We start from the raw sequence: 26,934 nt of genomic DNA on the forward strand, positions 1-26,934 counted from the left end.
ATAGTGCGGACGGGGTCATAGACTCGTAGCTGGTGGGGACCACGGACGCGCCACCGAGCCGTCCGGGCGCCCCGCCTCTTCCACCGCGCGTCAAGCGAAGCCGCATCCACCCGAAAGGGACAAGTCGTGAGCATGGCACGGGCGTGGCGAGGCATCGTCGAGGAGTACCGCGACCGCCTCCCCGTCAACGAGAGCACCCCCGTTGTCACCCTCCAGGAGGGCGGCACGCCCCTGCTGCCCGCCGCGCGCGTGTCCGAGCTCACGGGCTGCGAGGTCTTCCTCAAGGTGGAGGGGCTCAACCCCACCGGGTCCTTCAAGGACCGCGGCATGACCATGGCCATCACCAAGGCCGCCGAGGACGGCGCCAAGGCCGTCATCTGCGCCTCCACCGGCAACACCAGCGCCAGCGCCGCCGCCTACGCCATCCGCGCGGGCATGACCTGCGCCGTGCTGGTGCCCCAGGGCAAGATCGCCATGGGCAAGCTGGCCCAGGCCCTCGTCCACGGCGCCCGCCTGCTCCAGGTCGACGGCAACTTCGACGACTGCCTCGAACTGGCCCGCAAGCTCAGCGTGGACTACCCGGTCGCCCTGGTGAACTCGGTCAACCCCTACCGCCTCCAGGGACAGAAGACCGCCGCCTTCGAGATCGTCGACGCCCTCGGCGACGCCCCCGACGTCCACTGCATCCCCGTGGGCAACGCGGGCAACATCACCGCCTACTGGATGGGCTACACCGAGTACTCCAGGGACGGGATCTCCACCCGCAACCCGCGCATGCTCGGCTTCCAGGCCAGCGGCTCCGCGCCCATCGTCAACGGCGCGCCCGTCACCAGCCCGAGCACCATCGCCACCGCCATCCGCATCGGCAACCCGGCCTCCTGGAAGCTCGCCGAGCAGGCCCGCGACGAGTCCGGCGGCCTCATCGACAAGGTCACCGACCGCCAGATCATGGCCGCCTACAAACTCCTCGCCGCCGAGGAGGGCGTGTTCGTGGAGCTGGCCTCCGCCGCCAGCGTGGCCGGTCTGCTCCAGTCCGTGCAGGCGGGGCTGGTCGAGCCCGGCAGCCGCGTGGTGTGCACCGTGACCGGCAACGGCCTCAAGGACCCCGACTGGGCGCTGGCCGGAGCCTCCTCCGCCACCACCGTCCCGGTCGACGCCCTCGCCGCGGCCCGGGCCCTCGACCTGGCCTGAGCCCTCTCCCGGACCGCGTCGGCCCGCCGGGGCGGAGCGGAGCGGAGTCCCAGAGAAGACGTGTGGGGGCGCCGGCAGGGTGCTGCAAGACGAGTCGAGCCGCGAGCGAGGAACGAGCGACAGGCGTGGACGAGGATGAAGCCGCCTGCCTTCGGGGCGCCCGAACACGGGGCGAAGCGGAGCGGAGCCCCAGAGAAGAAACGAAAGAGCCTCACGTGAGCCCATCACGCCCCACCCGGGTGTCCGTCCAGGCCCCCGCCACCAGCGCCAACCTGGGACCGGGCTTCGACGCCCTGGGCCTGGCACTGCGCCTGTACAACACGTTCGAGGCGTCCCCGCGCGAGGACGGCGAGCTGCGCGTGCGCGTCGAGGGGGAAGGCGCCGACGAGGTCCCCCTCGACGAGCGCCACCTCGTGGTGCGCGCCATACGCGAGACCTTCGAACGGGCCGGGGAGAAACTGCCCGGGCTCGACCTGACCTGCGTCAACGGCGTCCCGCACGCCCGCGGGCTCGGCTCCTCCTCCTCGGCGATCGTCGGCGGCGTGGCCGTCGCGAGCGCCCTGCTGGGGCGCACCGGACCCGACGGCGGGCCGGACCGCGACGGCATCTACCAGATCGCCGCGGACATCGAGGGCCACCCCGACAACGTGGCCCCCTGCGTCTACGGCGGATACACGATCGCCTACCGCGACGGCGACCGCTGGGGCGCGGTGTCCCTGGCCCCGGACGCCCGCGTCCTGCCGGTGCTGTGCGTGCCCGGGTGGCGGCTGTCCACCGAGCGGGCCCGCGGGCTGCTGCCCGAGCGGGTGCCCCACGGCGACGCCGCGTTCAACGCCGGGCGCGCCGCGCTGATGACCGCGGCCGTTTGTGGCCATCCCGAAGCCCTGTACGCGGCCACGCGGGATCGGCTACACGAGTCCTACCGCGCTCCCGCCATGCCGGACACCCTCGATCTCATCCGTGACCTGCGCCGACACGAGGGACTGCCCGCGGTGGTCTCCGGCGCGGGGCCGACGGTCCTGGTCCTGTGTTCGACGGGGGCGGGGGAGGCGTCCGCGGATTCGCCGGAAATCGCGGACCAGGTTGATTCGATTCGCCGGAGGGCGGGTAAGAATTGGGACATACGCCCCCTGCTCGTGGAGCTGGCGGGGGTGCGGTCCCCATCTCCCCATTCGTAGCACCTGTGTCGAGGAATAGCCGTGGCCTCTGGTGGTGTTAGGCTAGGTGAAGCACCAGATGCCCCGTTGCGGGGCGAGTGCTCATCCGCCACAACGGCCTTCGCGTCCCATACTCCGGTGGTCCGGTCCCACGACCAACCGGAAGCGGCGGCCGACGTGTCGAGTCCGCGGTTCTTCCGCGGCTGTCGCCAACGTCATCGCAGCCCGCTCCTCCTCGGATGAGCGTGTCTTCACGATGGACGGGCAACACCACCGAGCCATCCGCCCCGACGTCTGGCTGTACCCAGAGCCCGTCGCGATTGGGTACGGGACCGCCTTCACGCCGGTTTCCGAACATCCACGTGGGGCACGCCCTACCCGGCCCTGCCGGTTCGCACCACCGGGCCGGCCGCTCCAGCACCCGCTGACGGCCGACGCCCGCTCCTTGGGAAGGACCCTTAGTGAGCGACACCACCGAACTCCGAACGGACGCGGCGGTCGAAGACAAAGCCACCACCGGCGTTTCCGTGACGGAGGCTGGCGATGGCGCGCCGACAGGTACGCCCTCGCGGTCCCGCGCGGCGTCGCGCGGGACCGGTCTCGCGGCCCTGAAGCTCCCCGAGCTCCAGAAGCTCGCGTCCAGCCTGGGTATCACCGGTACGGGGCGCATGCGCAAGAGCGACGTCATCGCCGCGATCGAGGCCAAGCAGGGCGGCCCCGTCGGCGGCCCCACGAAGGCCAAAACAGCAAAGAGCGCCGAGACGGCGTCCAAGGCCGGTAAGGTCGAGGCAACCGACGGCCGGGCCGAGGCTCCCGAGACGCCGGGCACGGACGAGGCCCCGCGCAAGCGCGCGGACAAGCAGCCGTCGGACCAGGCCGTGACCGACCCCCAGGGCGGACGGGGCGAGAAGCCCTCCCGCGGTCGCCGTTCGTCCCGCCGACGCGGTGACGAGCCCGGCGACCAGCCCCGGGCGGTGGACGGCGCCGAATCCTCTACCTCCGCGAGCAGCGTGACCAAGACATCCAGCACCCCCCAGAAGAACGGCCCCGACTCCGCCGAGGACCGTGACAACAGGTCCGGGCAGGGTCGCGAGCGCCAGCGCAACCGCCGCAACCGCAACCGCGGCGGTGACGACCAGAACGCGAACAGCAACGCCCAGCAGGGTGGTGGCGGCCAGAACCAGGGCCGCGGCTCCGGTGGTGGCGGTGGTGGCGGCAGCGACGACGACGACTTCGGCGGACGCCGCCGCGGACGCCGCCGGGACCGCCGCGACCGCCGCGGACGCAGCGGGGGCCAGGAACCGGAACCGGTGATCGGCGACGACGACGTCCTGCTGCCGGTCGCGGGCATCCTCGACATCCTGGACAACTACGCCTTCGTGCGCACCACCGGCTACCTGCCCGGCCAGAGCGACGTCTACGTCTCCCTGGCCCAGGTGCGCAAGCACGGCCTGCGCAAGGGCGACCACATCATCGGCGCGGTCCGCCAGCCCAAGGACGGCGAGCGCAGGGAGAAGTTCAACGCCCTGGTGCGCCTGGACTCGGTCAACGGCATGTCGCCCGACCAGGCCAGGGGCCGCCAGGAGTTCTCCAAGCTGGTCCCCCTGTACCCGCAGGAGCGCCTGCGCCTGGAGACCGAGCCGCAGATCCTCTCCACGCGCATCATCGACCTGGTCGCCCCCATCGGCAAGGGCCAGCGCGGGCTGATCGTCTCCCCGCCCAAGGCGGGCAAGACGATGGTGGTGCAGGCGATCGCCAACGCCATCACCGAGAACAACCCCGAGTGCTACCTGATGGTGATCCTGGTCGACGAGCGGCCCGAGGAAGTCACCGACATGCAGCGCACGGTCAAGGGCGAGGTCATCCACTCGACCTTCGACCGGCCCGCCGAGGACCACACGGTCGTCGCCGACCTGGCCATCGAGCGAGCCAAGCGGCTCGTGGAGATGGGCATGGACGTCGTCGTCCTGCTGGACTCCATCACCCGCCTGGGCCGCGCCTACAACCTGGCCGCCCCCGCCAGCGGGCGCATCATGTCCGGCGGTGTGGACTCCACGGCGCTCTACCCGCCCAAGCGCTTCTTCGGCGCTGCCCGCAACATCGAGGGCGGCGGCTCGCTGACCATCCTGGCCACGGCGCTGGTCGAGACCGGCTCGCGCGCCGACGAGGTGATCTTCGAGGAGTTCAAGGGCACCGGCAACATGGAGCTCAAGCTCAACCGGAGCCTGGCGGACCGGCGGATCTTCCCGGCGGTGGACGTGGACGCGTCCAGCACCCGCAAGGAGGAGATCCTCATGTCGCCGGAGGAGCTCGGCGTGGTCTGGAAGCTGCGCCGGGTGCTGCACGCGCTCGACGCCCAGCAGGCCATCGAGCTGCTCCTGGACAAGATGAAGGAGTCCAAGAGCAACGCGGAGTTCCTGCTCCAGATCCAGAAGACCACCGTGGGTCCCGAGCGCTGACCCGCGTAACCCCCGGTCGAACCAGGCCCCCCTCCCGCTTCGGGAGGGGGGCCTCGTCGTGTCCGCCGGACCGCGCCCGACCGGGGCAGGCCCTGTGCGGGCCGCAGGGAACGCGCCCGGCGGGTCCGCCTTCACCGGCCCGCGCACACCCCGCTTTCCTTTCGAATCACGGAAGAAACAGCCCGTGAGACGAAAAAGATCACTACTGTGTTGCGGATCACACAAGGGTGTATCCCCTGGCGGGAAAACGATCTAGGGTCGCGCCGTCGAGTAGTCCCCGCACCAGGGAGCCGTCTGGATGGACAACCTCGCCCTGCTCAGCCTCCTCGCGCTCGTCCCGATCATCCTCGTCGGCGTCCTGCTCGTCGGGTTCCGCCTCCCGGCCATGTACGCGATGCCCGCCGGATACGTCGTCGTGGTCGGCATCGCCGTCCTCTTCTGGCAGACCGACTGGGTCGCGATCGCGGCCTCCACCGTCCAGGGCCTCATCCTCGCGATCGGCCTGCTCTACATCATCTTCGGCGCGCTCCTGCTGCTGTCCACCCTCACCAAGAGCGGCGCCATCGCCACCATCCGCGCCACCTTCACCGACATCAGCCCCGACCGCCGCGTCCAGGCGATCATCATCGGCTGGCTGTTCGGCAGCTTCGTCGAGGGCGCCTCCGGATTCGGCACCCCCGCCGCGGTGGTCGCGCCGCTCCTGCTCGCCCTGGGCTTCCCCGCGATGGCCGCCGTCATGGTCGGCCTGGTCATCCAGAGCACGCCGGTCAGTTTCGGCGCGGTGGGCACGCCCATCCTCGTCGGCGTCTCCGGAGGGCTGGAGGGGTCGTCCGCGGTCGCGGCGCGCGCCGCCGAGCTCGGCCTGGACATGCCCGGGTTCGTCAGTCTCATCGGGTTCCAGACCGTCCTGCTGCACGCCGTCGCCGGCACCCTCGTCCCGCTCTTCATCTGCTGCATGCTCTGCGGCTTCTACGGCGGCAACCGGCGCTTCTCCGACGGCCTCGGGGCGTGGAGGTTCGCGCTGTTCTCCGCCTTCGCCATGACCGTCCCCTCGGTCCTCTACAACCACTTCCTCGGCGTGGAGTTCACCAGCCTCCTCGGCGGTCTCACCGGCCTGGTCATCGTCGTCCTCGCCGCACGCAGGGGCTTCCTCATGCCCAAGCGGACCTGGGACTTCCCACCCCGCGAGGACTGGCTGGCCCGCTGGAGCGGCAGGATCTCCCCCGGCGACGGCGAGACCGTGCTCGCCGACGGCAGGCGGGTCGGATTCCTCGCCGCCTGGGCGCCCTACCTCATGGTCGCCGCGCTGCTGGTGGCCACCCGCACCATCACGCCCCTGGAGAACTGGCTGACCGGCGTCACGGTCGGGGCCACCGACATCTTCGGCACCCCCGTCTCCCAGCTCGTCGAACCCCTCTACTCGCCCGGCGCGACCTTCATCCTCGTCTGCCTGGTCACCTACGGCCTGCACCGCATGACGCGCCGCCAGATCGCCGACTCCTGGAAGATGGCCGGATCGCAGCTGGCCGGGGCGGCCGTCGCCCTGCTCTTCGCCGTTCCGCTCGTCCGCGTCTTCATCAACACCGGAAGCGACTTCGGCGACACCGCCATGGAGAGCATGCCGCTCACCCTCGCCGCCGGAGCCGCCGAACTGGGTGGTGCCACCTGGCCGCTCTACGCCCCCTGGATCGGCGCCCTGGGCGCCTTCGTCGCGGGCTCCAACACCGTCTCCAACCTGATGTTCTCCCTCTTCCAGTTCTCCACCGCCGAACGCATCGGCATCCCGCCTGAGACCGTCGTGGCCACCCAGGCCGTGGGCGGCGCCGCGGGCAACATGATCACCGTGCACAACGTGGTCGCCGCCTCCGCGGTGGTCGGGCTGGCCGGACGTGAGGGCGACCTCATCCGCCAGAGCCTCCTGCCCATGACCTACTACGTGCTGCTGGCGGGGTCGGTGAGCTACATCTTCGTCTACGGGTTCGGCCCCAACGCCGGCACCGTGGCGCTCCTCCTGGTCCTCGCCGTGCTCGCCGCGCTCGTCCTCCTCATGCGCAGGGCCGACGCGGACAAGTCCCCCTCCCACACCGCCGGAGCCGCCCCGAGGAGAGGCGGCCGCGAGGGGGAGGAATAGGTACTGGTCCCGGCAACGTTGTGGGTCTGGCAAACTGGTAGCGGGGAGTGGCCCGCCCCTGCTTCGGCGGGGCCCGCCACCCCGTTACCCGGATCGCCGCGGCACCGGTTCGCGCATGGCCCACGACGACCGACCCGCCCCCTGGCGGCTCGGCCCGTCATGCGTCCGGCGGTCGCGCCCCTGATGAGGAGACACACATGAAGGCCGACATCCACCCCGAGTACGTCGCTACCGAGGTGACCTGCACCTGCGGTGCCCACTTCATCACCCGCAGCACGGTCAACGAGGGCAAGATCCGCGCCGAGGTGTGCTCCGAGTGCCACCCGTTCTACACGGGCAAGCAGAAGATCCTGGACACCGGTGGCCGCGTCGCCCGCTTCGAGAAGCGCTTCGGCAAGCGCAAGTAGCGCCGCCCGCTGTCCCGCGGCGGCCGGTTCCCCGGCCCCGCGGGACCAGGTTGGCCCCCGAGGGGGGAGACGGACAGGCGAGGCAAGCACAACACGACGGGGACGGGCGAACGTGAAGCTGGACGACCTACTGGGGGAGTACTACGAGCTGGAACAGCAGCTCGCCGACCCCGAGGTGCACGCCGACCAGGCCAGGGCGCGCACGCTGGGCAAACGCTACGCGCAGCTCACCCCCATCATCGAGACCTACCGCGCGCTCAAGGGTGTCGAGAGCGACATCGACGCCGCGCGCGAGCTCGCCGCCGAGGACTCCTCCTTCGCCGAGGAGGCCGACCGCCTGACCGAGGACGCCGAGCGGCTCACCGAGCGGCTGCGCGTCCTGCTCGTCCCCCGCGACCCCGCCGACGACAAGAACCTCATCATGGAGGTCAAGGCGGGCGAGGGCGGTGAGGAGTCCGCCCTCTTCGCCGGTGACCTGGTGCGCATGTACCTGCGCTACGCCGAGCGCCAGGGCTGGAAGACCGAGGTCATCGACTCCACCCACTCCGACCTCGGCGGGTACAAGGACATCACGATCGCCTTCAAGAACAAGGGCACCCCCGAGCCCGGTTCGGGCGTGTGGCCGATGCTCAGGTTCGAGGGCGGCGTGCACCGCGTGCAGCGCGTCCCCGTGACCGAGTCCCAGGGCCGCATCCACACCTCCGCGGCCGGTGTGCTGGTCGTCCCCGAGGCCGAGGACATCGAGGTCGACATCCACGAGAAGGACCTTCGCGTGGACGTCTACCGCTCCTCGGGGCCCGGCGGCCAGAGCGTCAACACCACCGACTCCGCGGTGCGCATCACCCACCTGCCGACCGGCATCGTCGCCTCGTGCCAGAACGAGAAGAGCCAGCTCCAGAACAAGGAGCAGGCCATGCGCATCCTGCGCGCCCGCATCTACGCCGAGGCCCAGGCCAGCGCCGATGCCGAGGCCGCCGCCGAGCGCAAGAGCCAGGTCCGCACGGTGGACCGGTCCGAGCGCGTCCGCACCTACAACTTCCCCGAGAACCGCATCTCCGACCACCGGGTCGGCTACAAGGCCTACAACCTCGACCAGGTCCTCGACGGGGAGCTCGGCGGGGTCGTCAAGGCCCTCGTGGACGCGGACACCAAGGAAAGGCTCGAAGCGGCGCAGTCCTCATGAACGTCCTGCTCGACGAGGTCGCCCGCGCGACGCGCAGACTCGCGGAGGCGGGTGTGGCCTCACCCCGCACCGACGCCGAGGAACTCGCGGCGTTCGTGCACGGTGTCCGTCGAGGGGAACTGCACGCGGTCGCCGACTCCGACTTCGACGCCCGCTACTGGGAGTGCGTGTCCCGGCGCGAGGCCCGCGAACCCCTCCAGCACATCACCGGCCGCGCCTACTTCCGCTACCTCGAACTCCGCGTCGGGCCCGGGGTCTTCGTACCCCGCCCCGAGACCGAGATCATGGTGGACTGGGCGATCCAGACCCTGCGCGCCATGGACGTCGCCGACCCCCTGGTGGTCGACCTCGGCACCGGATCGGGCGCCATCGCCATCTCCATCGCGCAGGAGGTGCCGCGCTCGCGCGTGCACACGGTGGAGATCGACCCCGACGCCCTGGCCTGGGCCCGGCGCAACATCGACGCCAGCGGCCACGCCGACCGGGTCACCTCCCACCACGGCGACATGCGCACCGCCCTTCCCCAGTTCAACGGGCGCGTCGACCTGCTCATCAGCAACCCCCCCTACGTCCCCACCCGCGAGGCCGGGGCCATCTCGCCCGAGGTGCGCGACTACGACCCCGCCCCCGCGCTGTGGTCGGGCGAGGACGGCCTGGACATGATCCGCGCGCTGGAGGCCGTCGGCCGCAGGCTGCTGAGGCCCGGCGGCGCGATGGCCGTGGAGCACCACGACGGCCAGGGCATCGACATCCCCTGGCTCTTTCCCGAGGACAGGGGATGGCGCGACGTCCTCAACCGCAAGGACCTGGCCCGGCGCGACCGCTTCGTGGTCATGCGCCGCGCCGACGAGGACGGCTGACCGTGTTGTATGGTTCGCTTCGCTCACGCGCTCGGGCGCCCGGAGGGCGAGAACCTTCGGTGTCTCCCGTGCCTGGCACCTCCCTGCCCGCTGGTCGGGCACTGGAGGGCGTCGAATACCAATACGGCACCCTGTACGGGTTCGAGGTGCGCGAGTACCTGCTGGCCGGGTTCAGCCGGACCTGCGTCTACTGCGGCGTGACCGGGGCGCCGGTCAACGTCGACCACGTCCACCCCCGTTCCGGAGGAGGCACGGACCGTGTTTCCCATCTGGTCCTCGCCTGCGTGCCCTGCAACCAGGACAAGGGCGTCCGGTCGGCGGAGGAGTTCGTGAAGAGTCCGAAGATCCTGGCCCGGATCAGGTCCCAGACCCAGGCACCGCTGCGAGACGCCGCCGCCGTACAGTCGACCCGGTGGGCACTGTGGCGCCTTCTCGATGAGCGCCTACCCACCCACGTCGCGACGGGCGGGCGTACCAAGTGGGACCGTATCCGTAATGGCCTGCCAAAGACCCACACGTTGGACGCGCTCTCCGTCGGCAAGGTAGCCACCAGCACCGAGGCGGTCAGCACCGTCCTGATCACAGGCTGCTCGGGGCGCGGGTCGTATGCCAGGACGACCCCGGACCGGTACGGGTTTCCCCGGCCGCGGCGGGATCGGATCAAACGCCACTACGGCTTCACCACTGGGGACCTGGTGCGCGCCGCTGTCCCGGCCGGAAAGCGGCAGGGCACCCACACCGGCCGAGCTCTGGTCCGTGCCAAGGGTAACTTCGACATCATGACCGCTAACGGCCGTCAGCCGGGCATCAACCACAGGTACGTCCGCCTGCTCCAACGTGCGGACGGCTACGCCTACACCTTCAGGAAGGAGACGGGCGTCCCCTCCCCGGCCTGAAGGCCAGAGCTTCCACGCCCGACGATCATATGAGCCGCATCTACGACTGCGCGGACGAGACCGCCCGCAAGGACGGCATCGCCGACGCCGCGTCCGCGGTACGCCGAGGCGACCTTGTGGTGCTGCCCACGGACACCGTGTACGGCATCGGTACCGACGCCTTCAGCCCGACCGCGGTGGCCAGGCTGCTCGCCACCAAGGGCCGGGGCCGTGAGATGCCCCCGCCGGTGCTGGTCGGCTCGATGCGCGCCGCCAACGCCCTCGTCGACGACCTGGGCAACCACGGCCGCGACCTCATGGAGGAGTTCTGGCCCGGTCCGCTCACCCTCGTGTGCACCGCCACCCCCAGCCTGTCCTGGGACCTGGGCGACACCAAGGGCACCGTGGGTGTGCGCATGCCGATGGACCCGGTCGCCCTGGACCTGCTCAAGGAGGTCGGGCCGATGGCGGTGAGCAGCGCCAACAAGTCCGGCCAGCCCTCCGCGACCCGCGTGGAGGAGGCCATCGAGCAGCTCGGTGACGAGGACATCGCCGTCTACCTGGACGGCGGCGAGACCGAGTCCCGCGTCTCCTCCACCATCGTCGACCTGACCTACGCGGTCCCGCGCGTGCTGCGCGCGGGCGCCATCTCCATCGAACAGCTGCGCGCGGTGTGCGGCACCGTGATCGGCGAGCTGCGCAAGGGGCCCCGCAAGCCCGCGTCGCCGGAGGGCGGCGAGGCCGGGGGCGGGGACGCGGGGGAGGCCCCGTCACCGGAGCCGGAGGCCTCGCGGGACGCGGACGAGAGCGCTCCCGGGACCGCCCCCGACGGCGACAAGAACTAGAGGGGCCAGGACGTGCGGGAGTACGCGCTCACCTTCGTCATCGCCGCCGCGGTGACCTACCTGCTCGTTCCGCTGGTGCGCCGGTTCGCCATCGCCTTCGGCGCCACGCCGCCGGTGCGCGACCGCGACGTGCACACCGAGCCCATCCCGCGGCTGGGAGGGCTGGCCATCTACGGCGGGTTCGCCGCCGCCCTGTTGATCTCGGCCCAGCTGCCGCACCTCCAGGACGTCTTCCTCGCCGACACCTGGATGGGCCTGCTGCTCGCGGGCGGGCTCATCACCATCGTCGGCGTCATCGACGACCGCTGGGGCATGGACGCGCTCAGCAAGCTCGCCGGGCAGACCGCCGCCGCGGGCATCCTCGTCTGGCAGGGCGTGCAGCTGCTGTGGCTGCCGCTGCCCGGCACCCAGCTCTCCCTGGGTCCGTGGCTGGGCGCGATGATCTCGATCCTGCTGATCGTGGTGACCATCAACGCGGTCAACTTCGCCGACGGCCTCGACGGCCTCGCGGCGGGCATCGTCGCCATCTCCTCCTTGGCCTTCTTCGCCTACTACTACGTCGTCGCGGTGGAGCAGGGCTTCGTGCGCCAGTCCTATCCGGCGATGATCGCGATCATCCTCGCGGGTACGTGCGCCGGGTTCCTCTGCCACAACTTCCACCCGGCCAAGGTGTTCATGGGCGACACCGGGGCCATGCTGCTGGGCCTGCTGCTGACCTCGATCACCATCACGGTGACCGGGCAGTTCGACGCCAACACCGCGCGCGAGGGGTTCAACTCCGGCCTGGTGGTGTTCCTGCCGATCGCGCTGCCGCTGCTGGTGATCGCCCTACCGCTGGCCGACCTGGTGCTGGCCGTCGTGCGCAGGACGCTGGCGGGCAAGTCCCCGTTCGCGCCGGACCGTGGCCACCTGCACCACCGCCTGCTGGACATGGGCCACAGCCACGTGCGCGCGGTGCTGCTGATGTACCTGTGGGCGGGCATCGTGGCCTTCGCCGCGGTCGCCCTGTCGGTGTTCGACTCCTGGGTCATCGTGCTGGCGGTGACCGCGCTGGTGGCCACCTGTGCGGTTGGCCTCATCGCGCTGCCCCGCCTGCGGCGGCGCGGACTGCTGTTCCCGCGGCGCAAGGAAAGCGTCAAGACGGCCCCAGATCACGATTCGCCAACTGATGGCTGAGCAGGCCCTCGCGGGGCGTACTTTGGGTCCGGAGGAAGGCGCTTCTGACCTGCGGAGAAGGTGGCGGAACAGGTGTGGCGAAGGTGACACGGGCGCCGGAAACCGCCTGGATCGGGCACTTCGTTGACCGTTAAGGTCGCGTTAAGGAACCCCCGGATTCAGCACCAAAAACCTTGTGATAGCTTTCACGAGCAGGCAACCACGACCCCAGACGGAGCTTCGCCATGCAGGAAAACGACGCCTGGAGGGCCTTCCGCGGCGCCGCGCTTCCCGGTGTGGCGTGCGCTCTTCTGGCCTTGGCAGTATCAGCGCTTCTCGCCGGTACGGCGGGCCTGGCCGGTTCCGCGCTGGCCTCGGTGATCATCCTCGCCTGCTTCGGTTTGGGGCAGGCGGGAGTCATCATCGTCACCCGTCGCAACAAGGACCTCTTCCTCGCGGCGAACCTCGTGGGCTTCGTCCTCAAGATGGCGGTGCTCGGCGTCGTCCTGGTCACCCTGGGCCGCAGTTCCTTCGTGGCCGGCCTGGACAGCGCGGCCTTCGTCTACAGCGCGCTGGCCGTCGTCCTGGCGTGGCTGGGCGGTCAGACGTGGACGATCTCCAGGACGAGGACACTCCACGTCGACCCGGTCGAGAGCTCGGGGAACGGGTGATGGAGTCCCCCGGCCGAGTCCCTCGAAACGGGCGTAATACGATGCTTCCCGACGGCTGGGGCCGAGAGTCCCCGTCCGAGCTCACATGCTATATTCCGGAGCGAGATGAGCAGCGAACCCACCAGGAAGACGCACGCGCACGAGGATTCGGTGCCGCGCCAGTCCGACGGGTGGGCCCTCTTCTCCACTCTGCTCTCGGGTGTGCTCGTCTGGAGCGCGATCGGCTGGGCCGCGGACAAGCTGTTGGGCTTCCAGGCACTGTTCCTGCCCATCGGAGCGGTTCTGGGAATGGTGGGCGCGATCTACCTGATCGTCTCCAAGTCCCGTCACTCCTGACCCCTCCAACCAGTCCGGCGTCGCGGTTTGCGCGACAACGCTCCGCAACAACCATCAACGAGGCTTTCTTGCGTCACGACGAAAGGATTCGCCGTGAGTGCTGACGTGCGCATTCTCGCGGCCGAACCGAATTGCCACTTGTTCGGTGACAACGGGTGCGGGTTCACACCGCCCACGATCGGGATGTTCTTCCCCGAGCCGTGGTACACCAACATCCCCGGCAGCGCGGGTATCGACCTCTACCTGGTCCTGCTGCTCGTCGCGGTCGGTGCCGTCCTGCTTCTGTGGTCGTGGTTCAGCCGCAAGCTGAGCCTGGTCCCCGGTCGCAGGCAGAGCGTCGGAGAGATGCTGGTCCTCTTCGTGCGCGACCAGATCACCCGTCCCACGATGGGCGCCAAGGGCGACCGGTTCCTGCCGTTCATGACGGCGGTGTTCACGCTCATCCTGGCCATGAACTTCACCGGCCTGATCCCCGGTATGTTGCCGGTCAACAGCAACCTGGCCTTCACGGCCATGCTGGCGGCGGTCATCTACGTCATGACCATCGTGATCGGAATCCGCAACCAGGGCGGCTGGGGCTACTTCCGCAACCAGATCTTCCCCCCCGGAATGCCCAAGGTGATCTACATCCTGGTCACCCCCATCGAAATCCTCTCGGTGTTCCTCATCCGGCCGGTGACGCACGCCCTCCGTCTCTTCGCGACCATGTTCGCGGGCAGCCTGCTGCTCGCCGTGTTCGCCTACGGCGGCTGGTACATGCTGAACCTGACGGCCGGACCGGTCCTGAGTACGGTTTCGGTGCTCTTCTCCGGTGCCGCTCTGCTCGGCTACCTGGCCTTCTTCCTCTTCGAGATCCTGATCATGGCCGTCCAGGCGTTCATCTTCACGCTGCTGGCCAGCCTGTACATCAACCAGTCCCTCGAAGCGGCCCACTGAACCCCGCACACCCCTCGGTCCCCCCGGGCCGGGAAGGGGTGTGGGAAGCCACAGATCCGTCCACACCGGCGAACTGACCCATTGCGAAGCGCAACGCCGGACGTCGAGTAAAAGGAAACATCAATGGACATCGCTGCGATCACCGGCAACATCAACACCATCGGTTACGGCATCAGCGTCATCGGCGCCGGTATTGGTGTCGGTATCGTCTTCGGTCTGGGCATGCAGGCCATCGCCCGCCAGCCCGAGGCGCGCGGTCCGCTCCAGACCAACATCTACCTGGGCTTCGCCCTGATCGAGGCCCTGGCCATCCTGGGCTTCGTTCTCGCCTTCGCCGCCCCCACCGGTTCCTGACCACGGTTTGCCGGCGGAATCTGATGGCAACTGACGCGAAGGAGGGCTGACCATGTTGGTGGAGTTGGCAGCCGATTACAACATTCTGCGGATCGACTGGGTGAAGTTCACCTTCGGTGCGATCGCGCTCGCCGTGGTCTACTTCTTTGTCGCCCGCAAGGCGGTGCCGAAGGTCATGGCGGTCCTCGACGAGCGTCACGACGCCATCGAGGGCGGCATCGAGCGCGCCAAGAGGGCTGAGGCCGAGGCCGAGGAGATCCGCCAGCAGTACCGCGAGAAGCTCGAGGAGTCGCACCGCGAGTACGCCCAGGAGCTGGAGAAGGCCAAGGAGCAGCGGGCGGCGATCATCGCCGAGGCGCGCGAGGAGGCCCAGGTCGAGGCGCGTCGCATCGTCGAGGCGGCCCACGCCCAGATCGAGGCCGACCGCCAGCAGGCCCTGGTGCAGCTGCGCAACGAGGTCGGTGCGCTCTCCACCGAGCTGGCGAGCCGCATCGTCGGTGAGACCCTCAGCGACGGCGCCGCCCAGAACCGCGTCATCGACCGGTTCCTGGACGAGCTGGAGCAGAGCGACAGCACGCAGCAGGCAGAGGTGCGCTGATGCGTGGTATCAGCCGCACGTCGCTGGCCGAGGTGACCCGGCGCCTGGACGAGAACGTCCTGGCGTCGGCGGGCACCCCGCAGAGCGGCGTCTCCCTGGGCAGCGAGCTCTTCGAGGTCGTCGCCCTGCTGGGGAGCGAGCACTCGCTGCGCCGCTGGCTCGCCGACCAGGCGAACCCGGCCGAGGCCAAGACCGGCCTGATCGGGCAGCTCCTGGAGACCCGGGTGTCGCCGTCCGCGGTCCTCGTGGCCGGTGACGTCGTCTCGGCCAAGTGGTCGGGCCCGCGCGACCTGGTGGACGCGATGGAGCGGATGGCGGTCCACGCGACCGTCGCCCAGCTCCAGAGCGCCTCGGGGCTCGACGAGCTGGAGGACGAGCTGTTCCGCTTCCAGCGGATCGTCATCGCCCAGCCCGAGCTGCGCGACGCCCTCACCCGCGAGGGGATCGCCCCCGAGAAGCGCCTCTCCCTCGTGGAGAGCCTGCTCTCGGGCAAGGTGAACCCCGCGACGCTGGTCCTGGTCGGAGAAGCGGTCACCCGGCCCAGGGGCCGTACCCTGGAGCAGGCGCTGGACAACTTCGGACAGCTCGTCGCCGAGCGCGCCAAGCGCTACGTCGCCGTCGTCCGCAGCGCCGTCGCCCTGAGCGAACAACAGCAGTCCCGGCTCGGAGCCGCGCTCTCGCGCGCCTACGGCCGCGACATCCACCTCAACATCGAGGTCGCCCCCGAGATCGTGGGTGGCCTGTCCATCCAGGTGGGTGACGAGGTCATCGACGGGACCATCGCCGGGCGTATCGCCGAGGCCCAACGCCGCCTGGCCGGCTGACAGAACGCAAGGCAAGCACGCACGGCGCCAGCCCGGCGCCATTTGAGAGCAAGGACAACGTAGAGATGGCGGAGCTGACGATCCGGCCGGACGAGATCCGGGACGCGCTACAGCGCTTCGTCCAGTCGTACGAGCCTGAAGCCACCCGCGCGGAAGAGGTCGGTACCGTCACCTACTCCGGTGACGGCATCGCCCGCGTCGGTGGCCTTCCCTCGGCGATGGCGAACGAGCTGCTCCAGTTCGAGGACGGCACCCTGGGCCTGGCCCAGAACCTCGAGATCGGTGAGATCGGTGTCGTCGTGCTGGGTGACTTCACCAGCATCGAGGAGGGCCAGAAGGTGCGCCGCACCGGCCAGCTCCTCTCGGTGCCGGTGGGTGACAACTTCCTCGGCCGCGTGGTGGACCCCCTGGGCGCCCCCATCGACGGCAAGGGCGAGATCGAGTCGACCGAGCGCCGCGAGCTGGAGCTCCAGGCTGCCTCCGTGATGGAGCGCAAGCCCGTCCACGAGCCGCTCCAGACCGGCATCAAGGCGATCGACTCGATGACCCCGATCGGCCGCGGCCAGCGCCAGCTGGTCATCGGCGACCGGCAGACCGGCAAGACCGCGGTCTGCATCGACGCGATCATCAACCAGAAGGCCAACTGGGAGTCGGGCGACCCCGACAAGCAGGTGCGCTGCATCTACGTCGCGATCGGCCAGAAGGGCTCGACCATCGCCGGTGTGCGTGGCGCCCTCGAAGAGGCCGGCGCGATGGAGTACACCACCATCGTCGCCGCCCCGGCGTCCGAGGCGGCCGGCTTCAAGTACCTGGCCCCCTACACCGGCTCGGCCCTGGGCCAGCACTGGATGTACGAGGGCAAGCACGTCCTCGTCGTCTTCGACGACCTCACCAAGCAGGCCGAGGCCTACCGCGCGGTGTCGCTGCTGCTGCGCCGCCCGCCGGGCCGCGAGGCCTACCCCGGTGACGTCTTCTACCTGCACTCCAGGCTGCTGGAGCGCTGCGCCAAGCTCTCCGACGAGATGGGCAAGGGGTCGATGACCGCCCTGCCGATCATCGAGACCAAGGCGGGCGACGTCTCGGCGTACATCCCCACCAACGTCATCTCCATCACCGACGGCCAGGTCTTCCTGGAGTCGGACCTGTTCAACCAGGGCCAGCGCCCGGCGATCAACGTCGGTGTGTCGGTCTCCCGTGTCGGTGGCGCCGCGCAGACCAAGGCGATGAAGAAGGTCTCCGGCACCCTGCGTCTGGGCCTGGCCCAGTACCGCGAGCTGGAGGCGTTCTCCGCCTTCGGTTCGGACCTGGACGCCGTCTCCAAGCAGCAGCTGGAGCGCGGTGCCCGTCTGATGGAGCTCCTCAAGCAGGGCCAGTACTCGCCGTTCTCCATGGAGAAGCAGGTCGTCTCGATCTGGGCCGGCACCACCGGTCGCGTCGACGACGTCCCGGTCGAGGACGTGCGCCGCTTCGAGGAGGACTTCCTGGACTACCTGGACCGCGAGCACTCGGGCATCCTCGACAACATCCGTGAGAGCGGCAAGTTCGAGGACGAGACCCAGAAGTCCCTCGACTCCGCGCTGGAGAAGTTCAAGCAGGGCTTCCAGACCTCCGCCGGGACCCTCCTGGGCACCGAGGCCGAGGCCGAGGCGCTGGACCAGGAGAAGGTCGGCCAGGAGACCATCAAGGTCGCCAAGGGCGGGAAGTAACCCATGGGTGCACAGCTTCGCGTCTATCGCCGGAGGATCCGCTCGACGAAGTCGATGGCGAAGATCACCCGCGCGATGGAGCTCATCGCCACGACGCGCATCACCAAGGCGCAGCGTGCGGCGGAGGCTGCTGGGCCCTACGCGCGGGAGATCACCCGGGCGGTCTCGGCCCTGGCCAGCCGGGTGACCGATCACCCGCTGCTGACCGAGGCCGAGAACCCCACCCGCGCCGCCGTCCTGGTCATCACCAGCGACAAGGGCCTGGCGGGCGCCTTCTCGACCAACGTGCTCAAGGAGGCGGACTCCCTCACCCAGCTCCTGCGGGAGCAGGGCAAGGAGGTCCTCACCTACATGGTGGGCCGCAAGGGCGTGGGCTTCTACAAGTTCCGCGACCGCCCCCTGGAGGCGCAGTGGGAGGGCTTCACCGAGCGCCCCACCTACGCGCACGCCCAGGAGATCGGCTCCGCCCTCATGGAGAAGTTCTCCGCCGACGCCGCCGAGGGCGGTGTCGACGAGATCCACGTGGTCTCCACGGAGTTCGTCTCGATGCTGACCCAGCGCGCAGGGACCGTCCGGGCCCTGCCGCTGGAGGTGGAGGAGGTCGACAGCTCCGAGCTCGAGGCCGCGCACGGAGGTGAGCCGCTTCCGTTGTACGAGTTCGAGCCCTCGGCGGAGGAGGTCCTGGACCAGCTGCTGCCGCAGTACGTCGTCAACAGGATCTACTTCTCGCTCCTGGAGTCGTCCGCCTCCCAGCAGGCCTCCCGTCGCGCCGCCATGAAGGCGGCCACGGACAACGCCGAGGAACTCGCCAAGAACCTGACCCGCCTGGCCAACCAGGCACGTCAGGCTGAGATCACCAATGAGCTCAGTGAGATTGTCGGCGGTGCCGACGCGCTCGCTGCTGCCAGCGCGGGAAGTGAGTAACAAAAGTGACTGCGACAGTTGAAGGGACGGCTGGGGCTGGCACCGCCACCGGCCGGATCTCCCGGGTCACCGGCCCGGTCGTCGACGTGGAGTTCCCCGTCGGCTCCCTGCCTGCCATCTACAACGCCCTGCACACCGACGTGACCATCGGCGGCAAGGCCAAGACCATCACGATGGAGGTCGCCCAGCACCTGGGTGACAACCTCGTGCGCACGGTCTCCCTGGCCCCGCAGGACGGCCTCGTCCGCGGCGCCGAGGTGCGCGACACCGGCGCGCCCATCAGCGTGCCCGTCGGCGACGTCGTCAAGGGCCACGTGTTCAACACCCTGGGCGAGTCCCTGGACGTGCCGACCGCGGAGCTGGGCGTCACCGAGCGCTGGCCGATCCACCGCAAGGCCCCGGCCTTCGACCAGCTCGAGTCCAAGACCGAGATGATGGTCACGGGCATCAAGGTCATCGACCTGCTCACCCCGTACGTGCGGGGCGGCAAGATCGGCCTGTTCGGCGGCGCCGGTGTGGGCAAGACCGTGCTCATCCAGGAGATGATCACGCGTATCGCCCGCAACTTCGGTGGTGTGTCCGTGTTCGCCGGTGTCGGCGAGCGCACCCGTGAGGGTACGGACCTCTTCCTGGAGATGGACGAGATGGAGGTCCTCCAGGACACCGCCCTCGTCTTCGGCCAGATGGACGAGCCCCCCGGCACCCGTCTGCGGGTGGCCCTGTCCGCTCTGACGATGGCGGAGTACTTCCGCGACGTCCAGAAGCAGGACGTGCTGCTGTTCATCGACAACATCTTCCGTTTCACCCAGGCGGGTTCGGAGGTCTCCACGCTGCTGGGCCGCATGCCCTCGGCCGTGGGCTACCAGCCCAACCTGGCGGACGAGATGGGCCAGCTCCAGGAGCGGATCACCTCGACCCGCGGCCACTCGATCACCTCGATGCAGGCGATCTACGTGCCCGCGGACGACTACACCGACCCGGCTCCGGCGACCACCTTCGCCCACCTGGACGCGACGACCGAGCTCTCCCGCCCGATCTCGCAGAAGGGCATCTACCCGGCGGTCGACCCGCTGACCTCCACCTCCCGCATCCTCGACCCGCAGTACGTGGGCGAGGAGCACTACCAGGTGGCCCAGCGCGTCAAGGAGATCCTCCAGCGCAACAACGACCTCCAGGACCAGATCGCCATCCTCGGTATGGACGAGCTGTCCGAGGAGGACAAGATCGTCGTCAACCGGGCGCGCCGGATCGAGCGCTTCCTGTCGCAGAACATGTTCGTGGCGGAGAAGTTCACCAACAACCCGGGCGTGTTCGTGCCCCTGGAGGAGACCATCTCCTCCTTCAAGGCGCTGTGCGACGGTGAGTACGACCACCTGCCCGAGCAGGCGTTCCTCGACGTCGGCAACATCGACATGGCCGTCGAGAAGGCCAAGAAGCTACAGGGTTAGAACCGCGCGTAGCGTCCGCCGAGGATGGTGGCGGGCGACGGGCGGGCTAGTTCTCCGGCCGGGCCGGTCCCCCCAGTCGGGGACCGGCCCGGCCGAATCACCCGCTAGCCGAGGAGTTTGTGGCAGTGTCGAAGAAGCTTTTCGTCGAGATCGTCTCGCCCGAACGTGAGATTTGGGCGGGCGAGGGCGACATGGTCATCGCGAAGACCGTCGAGGGTGAGATGGGCGTCATGCCCGGGCACGTCCCGGTGCTGTCCCTGCTCGCCCACGACGCGGTCGTTCGCGTGCTGGGTGCGCGGGAGACCGGCGAGGTCCGGGCCGCCGCGCACGGCGGGTTCGTCTCGGTGTCGGGTGAGGGACGCGTCTCCATCCTCGCCGAGACCGCCGAGCTCGCCGAGGACATCGATGTGGACCGTGCGCGCACGGCGCTGAAGAACGCGGCCGAGGCCGGAGACACCGACGCCCTGGGCCGTGCCAACAGCCGCCTGCGGGCTGCGGGCGAGGAAGTCGCCTAGCGTACCGGGACGGCGGAACGAGTGGTGGGCATGCAACGGCTCCGGTCCGGAGCACCCTGGTGGGAGTCCGCGCTGTGGGTGTTGCTCGCCCTGCTCGTCGTCCTCCTGGTGCTGGCACTCGCCGTCACCCTGCGCCGCTGGATCCTGGTACGGCGCGGCGGCGCGGTGGAGTGTTACCTGCGCGCCGTCGGGGTGCCGGGCCGCCGGGGGTCCTGGCGCATCGGCTTCGGCCGGTACGGCACGGAGAACCTGGGCTGGTTCCCGATCTTCTCACTCAGACCGCGGCCGACAGCGAAGCTGTCGCGCCGCGGTCTCGTCGTCGTGGGGCGGCGCGCCCCCGCCGGGGGCGAGGACCTGCCGGCGGACCTCACCGTGCTCCAGGTGGGCTGGCTGCTCGCCGACGGCTCCGACCCCCGCGAGGCGGCGTACGAGATCGCCATGAGCGAGGGTACGCAGACCGGCTTCCTGTCGTGGCTGGAGTCGATGCCCCCGGGAACCCACTGGGAGAGCTGAGGTCCCGCGTGGGTGGTTCCCCCGTGCACCCCCGTGTGCCTAGCATGGCTGGCATGAGTACCATCGTCGCTTTCTCCGTAGCCCCTCTCGGAACCGGTGAGTCCGTCGCCCCCGCCGTCGCCCGCGCGGTGAGGGTGGTCCGGGAGAGCGGACTGCCCAACGAGACCTCCGCCATGTTCACCAGCGTCGAGGGTGAGTGGGACGAGGTCATGGACGTCGTCAAGCGCGCCGTGCAGGCCGCGGGGGAGGGGTCCTCCCGGGTCAGCCTCACCCTCAAGGCCGACGTCCGCGAGGGCGTCACCGACGGCCTGCGCGCCAAGGTCGAGGCCGTCGAGCGCGAGCTCGGCGGCGCCTGACCCCGGGCCCCAACCGGACCTTCACGGGACACGGCGCCGCCGTGCCCCGTGGCCCCTTCCCCTGGGCGGCCGGACACGGCAGGATGCGGTTCCATGCTCGCCTCGCGACTTCCCCGGCTCCTGGGCTCCGCCCTCCTCGTCCCCCTGCTCGCCGCCTGCCAGCCCGCGGGCGGCCACGTCGGCGCCGTGGCCACGGGCCACTTCTCCGCCGCGCACCAGTTCCCCGTGCTGGTCGTGGCCTGGTGCGGTGACGCCGTCCCCCGCCAGATCGATCTCTCCGGCGGCGGACAGCGGATCCACCTGATCGCCACCCGTGGCTTCGAGGGAGACCGGACCGAGGTGGACCTGGCCGCCCCCGGTGACGCCTGGCGGATCACCGACGGCGACGGACGACAGGTCTACCGCCTGGTCCCGGAGTCGGAGCGGGAGGAGTACGTCGTCGGGATCGGCTCGCGGGAGGCCCCGCCGGGCGAGGAGACCGAGCACGACATCGGCACGGTCGCGTTCACGACCGGTGTGCTGGCCGAGGACCAGGGCGTGTACGCCACCGCCGGGGGGTCGGCCGAGCCGGAGTTCGTCCCGGAGGAGGAGTTCCCGCCCGAGTGCTGAGGGCCGGGTGCCTCCCTACCCCGTACCCGCGTGTCTCCCGCCGTGCCGTCCTGGCTGCGCGTAGTGTGCCCACGGCCGGAGCGGCTCCGCTCCGTGGAACGAGGGGGACATGGAAGGCGACGCCGCGCAGACACTGGGCATGCTGCTCCTGATCCTCGTGGCGGCCTTCCTCGCCCCGCTGGTCACCGACAGGCTGGCCGTGTTCGTGGTCGTCCCCTCGGTCGTGCTGGAGATCGTCTTCGGCATCGTCCTGGGGCCCTCCGTCCTCGGGCTGGTCCGCGAGACCGAGACGGTGGCGATGCTGGCCGACCTCGGACTCGCGCTGCTCATGTTCATGGCCGGGTACGAGATCGACTTCGCGCGGATCAGGGGCAGGCCGCTGCGGCGCGCGGGGCTGGCCTGGCTGTGCTCGGTCGCCCTCGGGCTGGGAACGGGGTGGGCCCTGTTCGGCGCCTCCCAGACGGCCCTGATCATCGGCCTGGCCCTGATCACCACCGCGCTGGGCACGGTGCTGCCCATCCTGCGGGACTCCGGGGGACTGGAGGGGGCCTTCGGAGCCCGTTTCATGGCGTCCGGGACGATGGGGGAGTTCGGGCCGATCGTGCTGATCACCCTGCTGCTCAGCGGGTACCGCCCGCTGGAGGCGACCCTGCTGCTGGCCGGGTTCTTCGCCCTCGCGGGTCTGGCGGCCTGGCGTGCGACCCGGCCGCCCTCGGAGCGGCTGGCGCGGCTCATCCGGGCCACTCTCGGCTCCAGCACCCAGTTGGCCGTCCGCCTGTGCATGCTGGTGATCGTGCTGTTCGTGTGGCTGGCGGCGAGCCTGCGACTCGACGCGCTGCTGGGCGCCTTCGCGGCGGGGATCATCGTGCGGCTGATGTTCACCACCAACCATCCGGGCGCGGTCGAACGGGTGGAGTCGAAGATGGACGCCGTCGGTTTCGGCTTCCTGATACCGGTGTTCTTCGTGGTGACGGGGGTGCGATTCGACCTGTCGGCGCTGCTGGCCGCCCCGGTGACGCTGCTGCTGGTCCCCCTGCTGCTGGCGGCCTTCCTGGTCGTGCGGGGCGGCCCCGAGTACCTGCTGTCTCGGGGCGACGTCCCCGAACGGCAGCGGCTTCCCCTGGTCCTGTTCTCGGCGACCGCGCTGCCCCTGATCGCGGTCCTGGCGACGATCGGGACCGGGACGGGCGCCCTCGACGGCGCCTCCGCCGCCGCCCTCCTGGGCGCGGGCATGCTGAGCGTGCTCGTCCTGCCCCAGGTGGGCGGTGCCCTGCTCCGCCGTTCCCGGTCACCGGCAGGGGGAACGAAGCGTTAGGGCGGGTCCCCCGTGCCGTTTCGTGTCCGTGGCGGTCCGGAGGGCCTTTCGCGGGACGCTTCCCGGTGCCGTCCGTGCCGTCCGTGCCGACAGCGCGGAGCCGACGGTTCGGACAGGGGCGCGCCCGGCCCGTGGGAGGGTGACGGACCGGGCGCGGTCAGGGGGGCGGTCAGCCGACCTGCGGGTGGGCGTGCCCGCCCGGGACCGCGACGCCGGAGAAGTACTCCTTGGCGGTCGCGGTGTTGGCCAGGACCGCCACCGTGATGGCGAAGAGCGCCGCGACGATCTCGGGGACCCCGCTGACCGGGGTGAACAGCAGCGCCAGGATCACGACGGCGTAGACCGCGTTGGCCGCGGTCACTGAGGTGCGGACGCCGTCGCGGTTCCGGTTGACCATGGCGGCCAGGACGGCCGACAGCGCGCCGTAGACCAGGCCGATGGCCGCGTTGGTCAGTACGGCCCAGGCGGGCATCTGCGTGTTCTCGGCGATCATCGGGACGGTGGCCATGGCGGTGGCGCCGAGGAGGTTGAGCAGGCCCATGACGATCTGGTAGACCGCGATCAGGATCAGCAGGACGAAGACCGCCGTGACGGTCGCCGGTCTGGCTCTGGTGGTCATCTGGGTTCCTTCCTTCGTCCGTTCCTGTGTCAGGAACCCATAACCCCAGTCCCGCGGAGGACACGCGTCCCACCGGACGATTTCCGTCCGCGCAGGTCGCGAACGCCCGTTGGGACGGGGTTCCGGGGCGGGGGAGGCCCCGGGACGGCCGGGGAGCGCGGAGGGGCCCGCTCAGAGACCGAGCGGGACCCCTCGGGTACGGACGGGCGGCCGGGCGCGGTCCGGGGACCGCGACGGGGGCCGGGGCGCTAGCGTTCGCCGCCGGGCTTCCACAGAACCTCGTCGCCCTCCCGGGCGACGTACCGGCCGAGGATGAACAGCAGGTCGGAGAGCCGGTTGAGGTACTGGGCGGTGAGCGGGTTGACGGTCTCGCCGTGCTCCTCGACGGCCGCCCACACACTGCGCTCGGCCCGCCGGACCACGATCCGGGCGGTGTGCATGAGCGCCACGGTGGGGGAGCCCCCGGGCAGGATGAAGCTGCGCAGGGTGGGCAGGTCGGCGTTGTAGGCGTCGCAGGCCTCCTCCAGCCGGGTGACGTACTCGGGCAGGACCCGCAGCGGCGGGTACTCCGGGTCGGGCACGATCGGCGTGGACAGGTCGGCGCCCAGGTCGAACAGCTCGTTCTGGACCCGTCCGAGCAGGCCCCGGACGTCGTCGGGCAGGTCGCCCAGCGCCAGGGCGGTGCCGAGGGCGGCGTTGGCCTCCTCGGTGTCGGCGTAGCCCACCAGGCGCGTGTCGTTCTTGCCGGTCCGGCTCATGTCGCCGAGCGCCGTCGTCCCGGCGTCGCCGGTGCGCGTGTAGATCTTCGACAGCACGACCGGCTTGTCGGTGTCCCGTTTGGTCATGCCCCCACCCTAGGGTTCGGCGACGCTCCGGCGGGTGCGGCGGTGGGGCAGGAACGCCCGGCGTGACGCAGGATAACTGTTCAATATCAGCGTGTGAAGGTGATGCAATTCACTGATACATTGGGAAACCGGGGGGCTACCGAAAGTAGTCTCCGGCGGTGTCCGTGTGCGGCGTCCGGGTGCCAGAGGGGGTCACCCGGGAGCCGCGGAGGGGGAGGCACCGCGGCGGGCGGCGTGGAACCGGGGGGTTCACGCCGCCCGCCCCGCTGTGCGGGGCACGCCCCTCACACGGGTCGTGCGGGGACTACATCAGCCAGCCGTCGCCCAGGCGCGGGAAGCTGGGCGCGGCCGTCGTGCGCAGCACCCCGTTCACCGGCAGGGTGCTCTGGGCGAAGAACTCCACGCCGTGCGCACCGGCCGCGGACAGTTCGGCCACCGCGTCCCAGTTGATGTTCTCCATGGTGTCGTCGGCGGTGTGGTAGTACGGGTCGAACTGCTCGCCCGCCGTGCCGCCGTACCACTCGACCTGCTCCTCGGTCTTGACGCCGTCGGCGCCGCTGAACAGGCCGCCCGACGGGATGCCCGCGGTCATGAACGCCTGGTAGTCGCTGCGTCCGCTCAGCACGCCGGGCTCGCTGACCTGGTCCTGGGAGGCGAAGTAGTCCTCGAAGACCTTCGAGATCGCTCCGGAGCCCGACGGGGCGGCCACGGACCCGGGCAGCTCCATCCGGCCGTCCAGGACGAACCGGCCGTAGTTGTGCGAGCCGATCATGTCGAAGTTGAGGTAGAGGGCGATGTCCTCGACCTCCTGCGCGGTCAGGTCCTCCACGTACCGGGTGGAGCCGACCAGGCCCTCCTCCTCGGTGCCCCAGAAGGCGAACCGCACCTTGTTGTTGGGCTCCTCCTGCTCGGCCAGCTGGATGGCGGTCTCCAGCAGGAAGGCTGTGCCGCTGCCGTTGTCGTTGATGCCGGGGCCGTCCGCGACGCTGTCGAGGTGGCCGCCCACGACCACCACGTTGTCGTCCCGGCCGCCCGGGGTCTCGGCCAGCACGCTGTAGGAGGTCTCGTCGCTGATCTCGGCGTCCACGCTCACCCGCAGCTCCAGGCCGTCGGCGGCCAGCAGCTCGGCGCCCAGCGTCCCGGACACGCCCAGGGCGGGGATGGCGGAGTGCTCGCCCACGGTGCCCAGGAAGACCTCGTCCTCGTTGTTGACCACCAGGGCGGCCGCGGCCCCCGCGGCGGCGGCGTTGTCCACCTTGTCCGAGAACGGGCAGGTGCCGCGCACGGTGATCGCGATCGCGCCCTCGGGGAAGTCGGTGAAGTCGTCGGGGGAGCAGCCGCTCGCGGTGCTGTCGGCGTTGACGGCCACCGCCGGGGCGGTGACGTCGCCCGAGCCGGAGTAGCTCATGGTCGCGTAGTCGGTGTCGACCTCGTAGGCGGCCTGCTCCGGCGCGGTCTGGGCCAGGACGGCCGGGGAGTTCTCCCGCCACAGCTCGTACTCGTACTCGTGCCGGTAGGGCTCGTACCCCGCGCGCTCCAGCTGGTCCTCGACGTAGAGGGCGGCGACGTCGTAGCCGGGGGTGTTCGTGGCCCGGTTGCCGCCGTTGTACTCGGCGATGGTGTCGAGGTTCTCCAGGTGTTCGCGGATGGCGTCCGAGCTCACCCGCTCCGACAGCGGCGGGTCCTCGCTCGGCCTGCCCGCGTGCGCGGGCGGACCCGCGTGCGCGGGCGGACCCGCGTGCTCGGGGGCGCGGGAGTGGTCCGGGGGCCCGGGCTGCCCGGGCTCGGCGTGGGCGGGGGAGGACGCCAGGGCGGCGACGGTCATCAGGACGGCCGCGGCACCGGCCGTGGCGGCACGGCGCCGGGACGCGGGGACGGCCGCTCCGCGTGCTGGCCTGCCTTCGGAACTGGGGCGCAAGGATCTTCCTCCGGAGTGCGGGGGTCCACCGCTCCTTGGAGTCGGGGGATGGACACCTTGGGTAGGCGAAGTACCGGTGCAGCCTGACACCGCGGAGGTGGTCTCGGCAAGGACCGATGACCACAATTGCCACAATCAGCCACAGACCTTACGCATGGGGTGGCAGTGTGGTTCCATGGACGGC

The 26,934-nt window shown here is 70.3% G+C and carries 27 protein-coding genes; 24 read left to right on the forward strand and 3 right to left on the reverse strand.

What is annotated here, in order from left to right; genetic code table 11:
* Positions 1-132 precede the first annotated feature (132 nt).
* The 24 genes from thrC (at position 133) to FYW99_RS16620 (ending at position 23,368) form a co-directional block, all read left to right on the forward strand.
* Positions 133-1,191 carry a threonine synthase gene (gene thrC / locus FYW99_RS16505; RefSeq protein ID WP_190394694.1) on the forward strand — a complete coding sequence of 353 codons (1,059 nt, stop codon included), beginning with the start codon at positions 133-135 and terminating at the stop codon, positions 1,189-1,191.
* 239 nt (positions 1,192-1,430) lie between these two features.
* The gene (gene thrB / locus FYW99_RS16510) at positions 1,431-2,369 is read left to right on the forward strand and encodes a homoserine kinase (RefSeq protein WP_150252997.1); all 939 of its coding nucleotides are present in this window, start codon (positions 1,431-1,433) and stop codon (positions 2,367-2,369) included.
* Positions 2,370-2,809: 440 nt separating this feature from the next.
* On the forward strand, positions 2,810-4,807 hold the full coding sequence (gene rho / locus FYW99_RS16515) for a transcription termination factor Rho (RefSeq protein ID WP_150252919.1): 1,998 nt from the start codon (positions 2,810-2,812) through the stop codon (positions 4,805-4,807).
* Between the two features lie 298 nt (positions 4,808-5,105).
* On the forward strand, positions 5,106-6,938 hold the full coding sequence (locus tag FYW99_RS16520) for an L-lactate permease (protein ID WP_150252920.1): 1,833 nt from the start codon (positions 5,106-5,108) through the stop codon (positions 6,936-6,938).
* Positions 6,939-7,135: 197 nt separating this feature from the next.
* Positions 7,136-7,345 (forward strand): 50S ribosomal protein L31, encoded by a 210-nt coding sequence (gene rpmE, locus FYW99_RS16525; protein WP_061078094.1) that lies wholly within the window; start codon positions 7,136-7,138, stop codon positions 7,343-7,345.
* A 112-nt stretch (positions 7,346-7,457) separates the two neighbouring features.
* On the forward strand, positions 7,458-8,528 hold the full coding sequence (gene prfA / locus FYW99_RS16530) for a peptide chain release factor 1 (RefSeq protein WP_150252921.1): 1,071 nt from the start codon (positions 7,458-7,460) through the stop codon (positions 8,526-8,528).
* On the forward strand, positions 8,525-9,388 hold the full coding sequence (gene prmC / locus FYW99_RS16535; protein WP_150252922.1) for a peptide chain release factor N(5)-glutamine methyltransferase: 864 nt from the start codon (positions 8,525-8,527) through the stop codon (positions 9,386-9,388). The genes prfA and prmC overlap by 4 nt, the downstream gene beginning before the upstream one ends.
* A 68-nt stretch (positions 9,389-9,456) precedes the next feature.
* Positions 9,457-10,284, forward strand: coding sequence for an HNH endonuclease (locus tag FYW99_RS16540; RefSeq protein ID WP_223839089.1), 828 nt, complete (start codon positions 9,457-9,459; stop codon positions 10,282-10,284).
* Positions 10,285-10,313: 29 nt separating this feature from the next.
* Positions 10,314-11,108 carry an L-threonylcarbamoyladenylate synthase gene (locus tag FYW99_RS16545; protein ID WP_150252924.1) on the forward strand — a complete coding sequence of 265 codons (795 nt, stop codon included), beginning with the start codon at positions 10,314-10,316 and terminating at the stop codon, positions 11,106-11,108.
* Between the two features lie 12 nt (positions 11,109-11,120).
* Positions 11,121-12,284, forward strand: a complete 1,164-nt coding sequence (locus FYW99_RS16550) for an MraY family glycosyltransferase (protein WP_150252925.1) — start codon at positions 11,121-11,123, stop codon at positions 12,282-12,284.
* 224 nt (positions 12,285-12,508) lie between these two features.
* Positions 12,509-12,934 carry a hypothetical protein gene (locus FYW99_RS16555; protein ID WP_150252926.1) on the forward strand — a complete coding sequence of 142 codons (426 nt, stop codon included), beginning with the start codon at positions 12,509-12,511 and terminating at the stop codon, positions 12,932-12,934.
* Between the two features lie 105 nt (positions 12,935-13,039).
* Positions 13,040-13,270 (forward strand): AtpZ/AtpI family protein, encoded by a 231-nt coding sequence (locus FYW99_RS16560; protein WP_061078089.1) that lies wholly within the window; start codon positions 13,040-13,042, stop codon positions 13,268-13,270.
* A gap of 105 nt (positions 13,271-13,375) precedes the next feature.
* Positions 13,376-14,206 (forward strand): F0F1 ATP synthase subunit A, encoded by an 831-nt coding sequence (gene atpB, locus FYW99_RS16565; protein WP_026338246.1) that lies wholly within the window; start codon positions 13,376-13,378, stop codon positions 14,204-14,206.
* 123 nt (positions 14,207-14,329) lie between these two features.
* On the forward strand, positions 14,330-14,560 hold the full coding sequence (gene atpE, locus FYW99_RS16570) for an ATP synthase F0 subunit C (RefSeq protein ID WP_013151386.1): 231 nt from the start codon (positions 14,330-14,332) through the stop codon (positions 14,558-14,560).
* 52 nt (positions 14,561-14,612) lie between these two features.
* Entirely contained in the window at positions 14,613-15,158 is a 546-nt protein-coding gene (gene atpF / locus FYW99_RS16575) for a F0F1 ATP synthase subunit B (protein ID WP_061078087.1), read from the forward strand.
* A complete protein-coding gene (locus tag FYW99_RS16580) occupies positions 15,158-15,982 on the forward strand; it encodes a F0F1 ATP synthase subunit delta (RefSeq protein ID WP_150252927.1) in 825 nt (274 codons plus the stop codon). The genes atpF and FYW99_RS16580 overlap by 1 nt, the downstream gene beginning before the upstream one ends.
* Positions 15,983-16,047: 65 nt before the next feature.
* A complete protein-coding gene (gene atpA / locus FYW99_RS16585) occupies positions 16,048-17,688 on the forward strand; it encodes a F0F1 ATP synthase subunit alpha (protein ID WP_061078085.1) in 1,641 nt (546 codons plus the stop codon).
* 3 nt (positions 17,689-17,691) lie between these two features.
* Entirely contained in the window at positions 17,692-18,612 is a 921-nt protein-coding gene (locus FYW99_RS16590; protein ID WP_150252928.1) for a F0F1 ATP synthase subunit gamma, read from the forward strand.
* A 5-nt stretch (positions 18,613-18,617) separates the two neighbouring features.
* Positions 18,618-20,060: a F0F1 ATP synthase subunit beta gene (gene atpD, locus FYW99_RS16595; RefSeq protein WP_150252929.1), complete on the forward strand. Its 1,443-nt coding sequence runs from the start codon at positions 18,618-18,620 to the stop codon at positions 20,058-20,060.
* Positions 20,061-20,185: 125 nt separating this feature from the next.
* Entirely contained in the window at positions 20,186-20,575 is a 390-nt protein-coding gene (locus FYW99_RS16600; RefSeq protein WP_061078083.1) for a F0F1 ATP synthase subunit epsilon, read from the forward strand.
* A gap of 30 nt (positions 20,576-20,605) precedes the next feature.
* Complete coding sequence (locus tag FYW99_RS16605; protein ID WP_190394685.1) at positions 20,606-21,088, forward strand: DUF2550 domain-containing protein; 483 nt, start codon at positions 20,606-20,608, stop codon at positions 21,086-21,088.
* A gap of 44 nt (positions 21,089-21,132) precedes the next feature.
* Positions 21,133-21,444 (forward strand): MTH1187 family thiamine-binding protein, encoded by a 312-nt coding sequence (locus FYW99_RS16610; protein WP_150252931.1) that lies wholly within the window; start codon positions 21,133-21,135, stop codon positions 21,442-21,444.
* A 93-nt stretch (positions 21,445-21,537) separates the two neighbouring features.
* Positions 21,538-22,053 carry a hypothetical protein gene (locus FYW99_RS16615; protein WP_150252932.1) on the forward strand — a complete coding sequence of 172 codons (516 nt, stop codon included), beginning with the start codon at positions 21,538-21,540 and terminating at the stop codon, positions 22,051-22,053.
* A gap of 109 nt (positions 22,054-22,162) precedes the next feature.
* The gene (locus tag FYW99_RS16620; RefSeq protein WP_150252933.1) at positions 22,163-23,368 is read left to right on the forward strand and encodes a cation:proton antiporter; all 1,206 of its coding nucleotides are present in this window, start codon (positions 22,163-22,165) and stop codon (positions 23,366-23,368) included.
* A 169-nt stretch (positions 23,369-23,537) separates the two neighbouring features.
* On the opposite strand, the gene FYW99_RS16625 is transcribed toward FYW99_RS16620, so the two are convergent.
* From FYW99_RS16625 to FYW99_RS16635, 3 genes are all read right to left on the reverse strand, one after another.
* Positions 23,538-23,987, reverse strand: coding sequence for a hypothetical protein (locus FYW99_RS16625; protein WP_150252934.1), 450 nt, complete (start codon positions 23,985-23,987; stop codon positions 23,538-23,540).
* A 248-nt stretch (positions 23,988-24,235) separates the two neighbouring features.
* Positions 24,236-24,832 (reverse strand): cob(I)yrinic acid a,c-diamide adenosyltransferase, encoded by a 597-nt coding sequence (locus tag FYW99_RS16630; protein WP_150252935.1) that lies wholly within the window; start codon positions 24,830-24,832, stop codon positions 24,236-24,238.
* Between the two features lie 304 nt (positions 24,833-25,136).
* The gene (locus FYW99_RS16635) at positions 25,137-26,750 is read right to left on the reverse strand and encodes a M20/M25/M40 family metallo-hydrolase (RefSeq protein ID WP_150252936.1); all 1,614 of its coding nucleotides are present in this window, start codon (positions 26,748-26,750) and stop codon (positions 25,137-25,139) included.
* Between the last annotated feature and the right edge of the window lie 184 nt (positions 26,751-26,934).

Origin of the sequence: Nocardiopsis deserti, assembly GCF_008638355.1 — a bacterium.
Lineage (GTDB): Bacteria > Actinomycetota > Actinomycetes > Streptosporangiales > Streptosporangiaceae > Nocardiopsis > Nocardiopsis alborubida.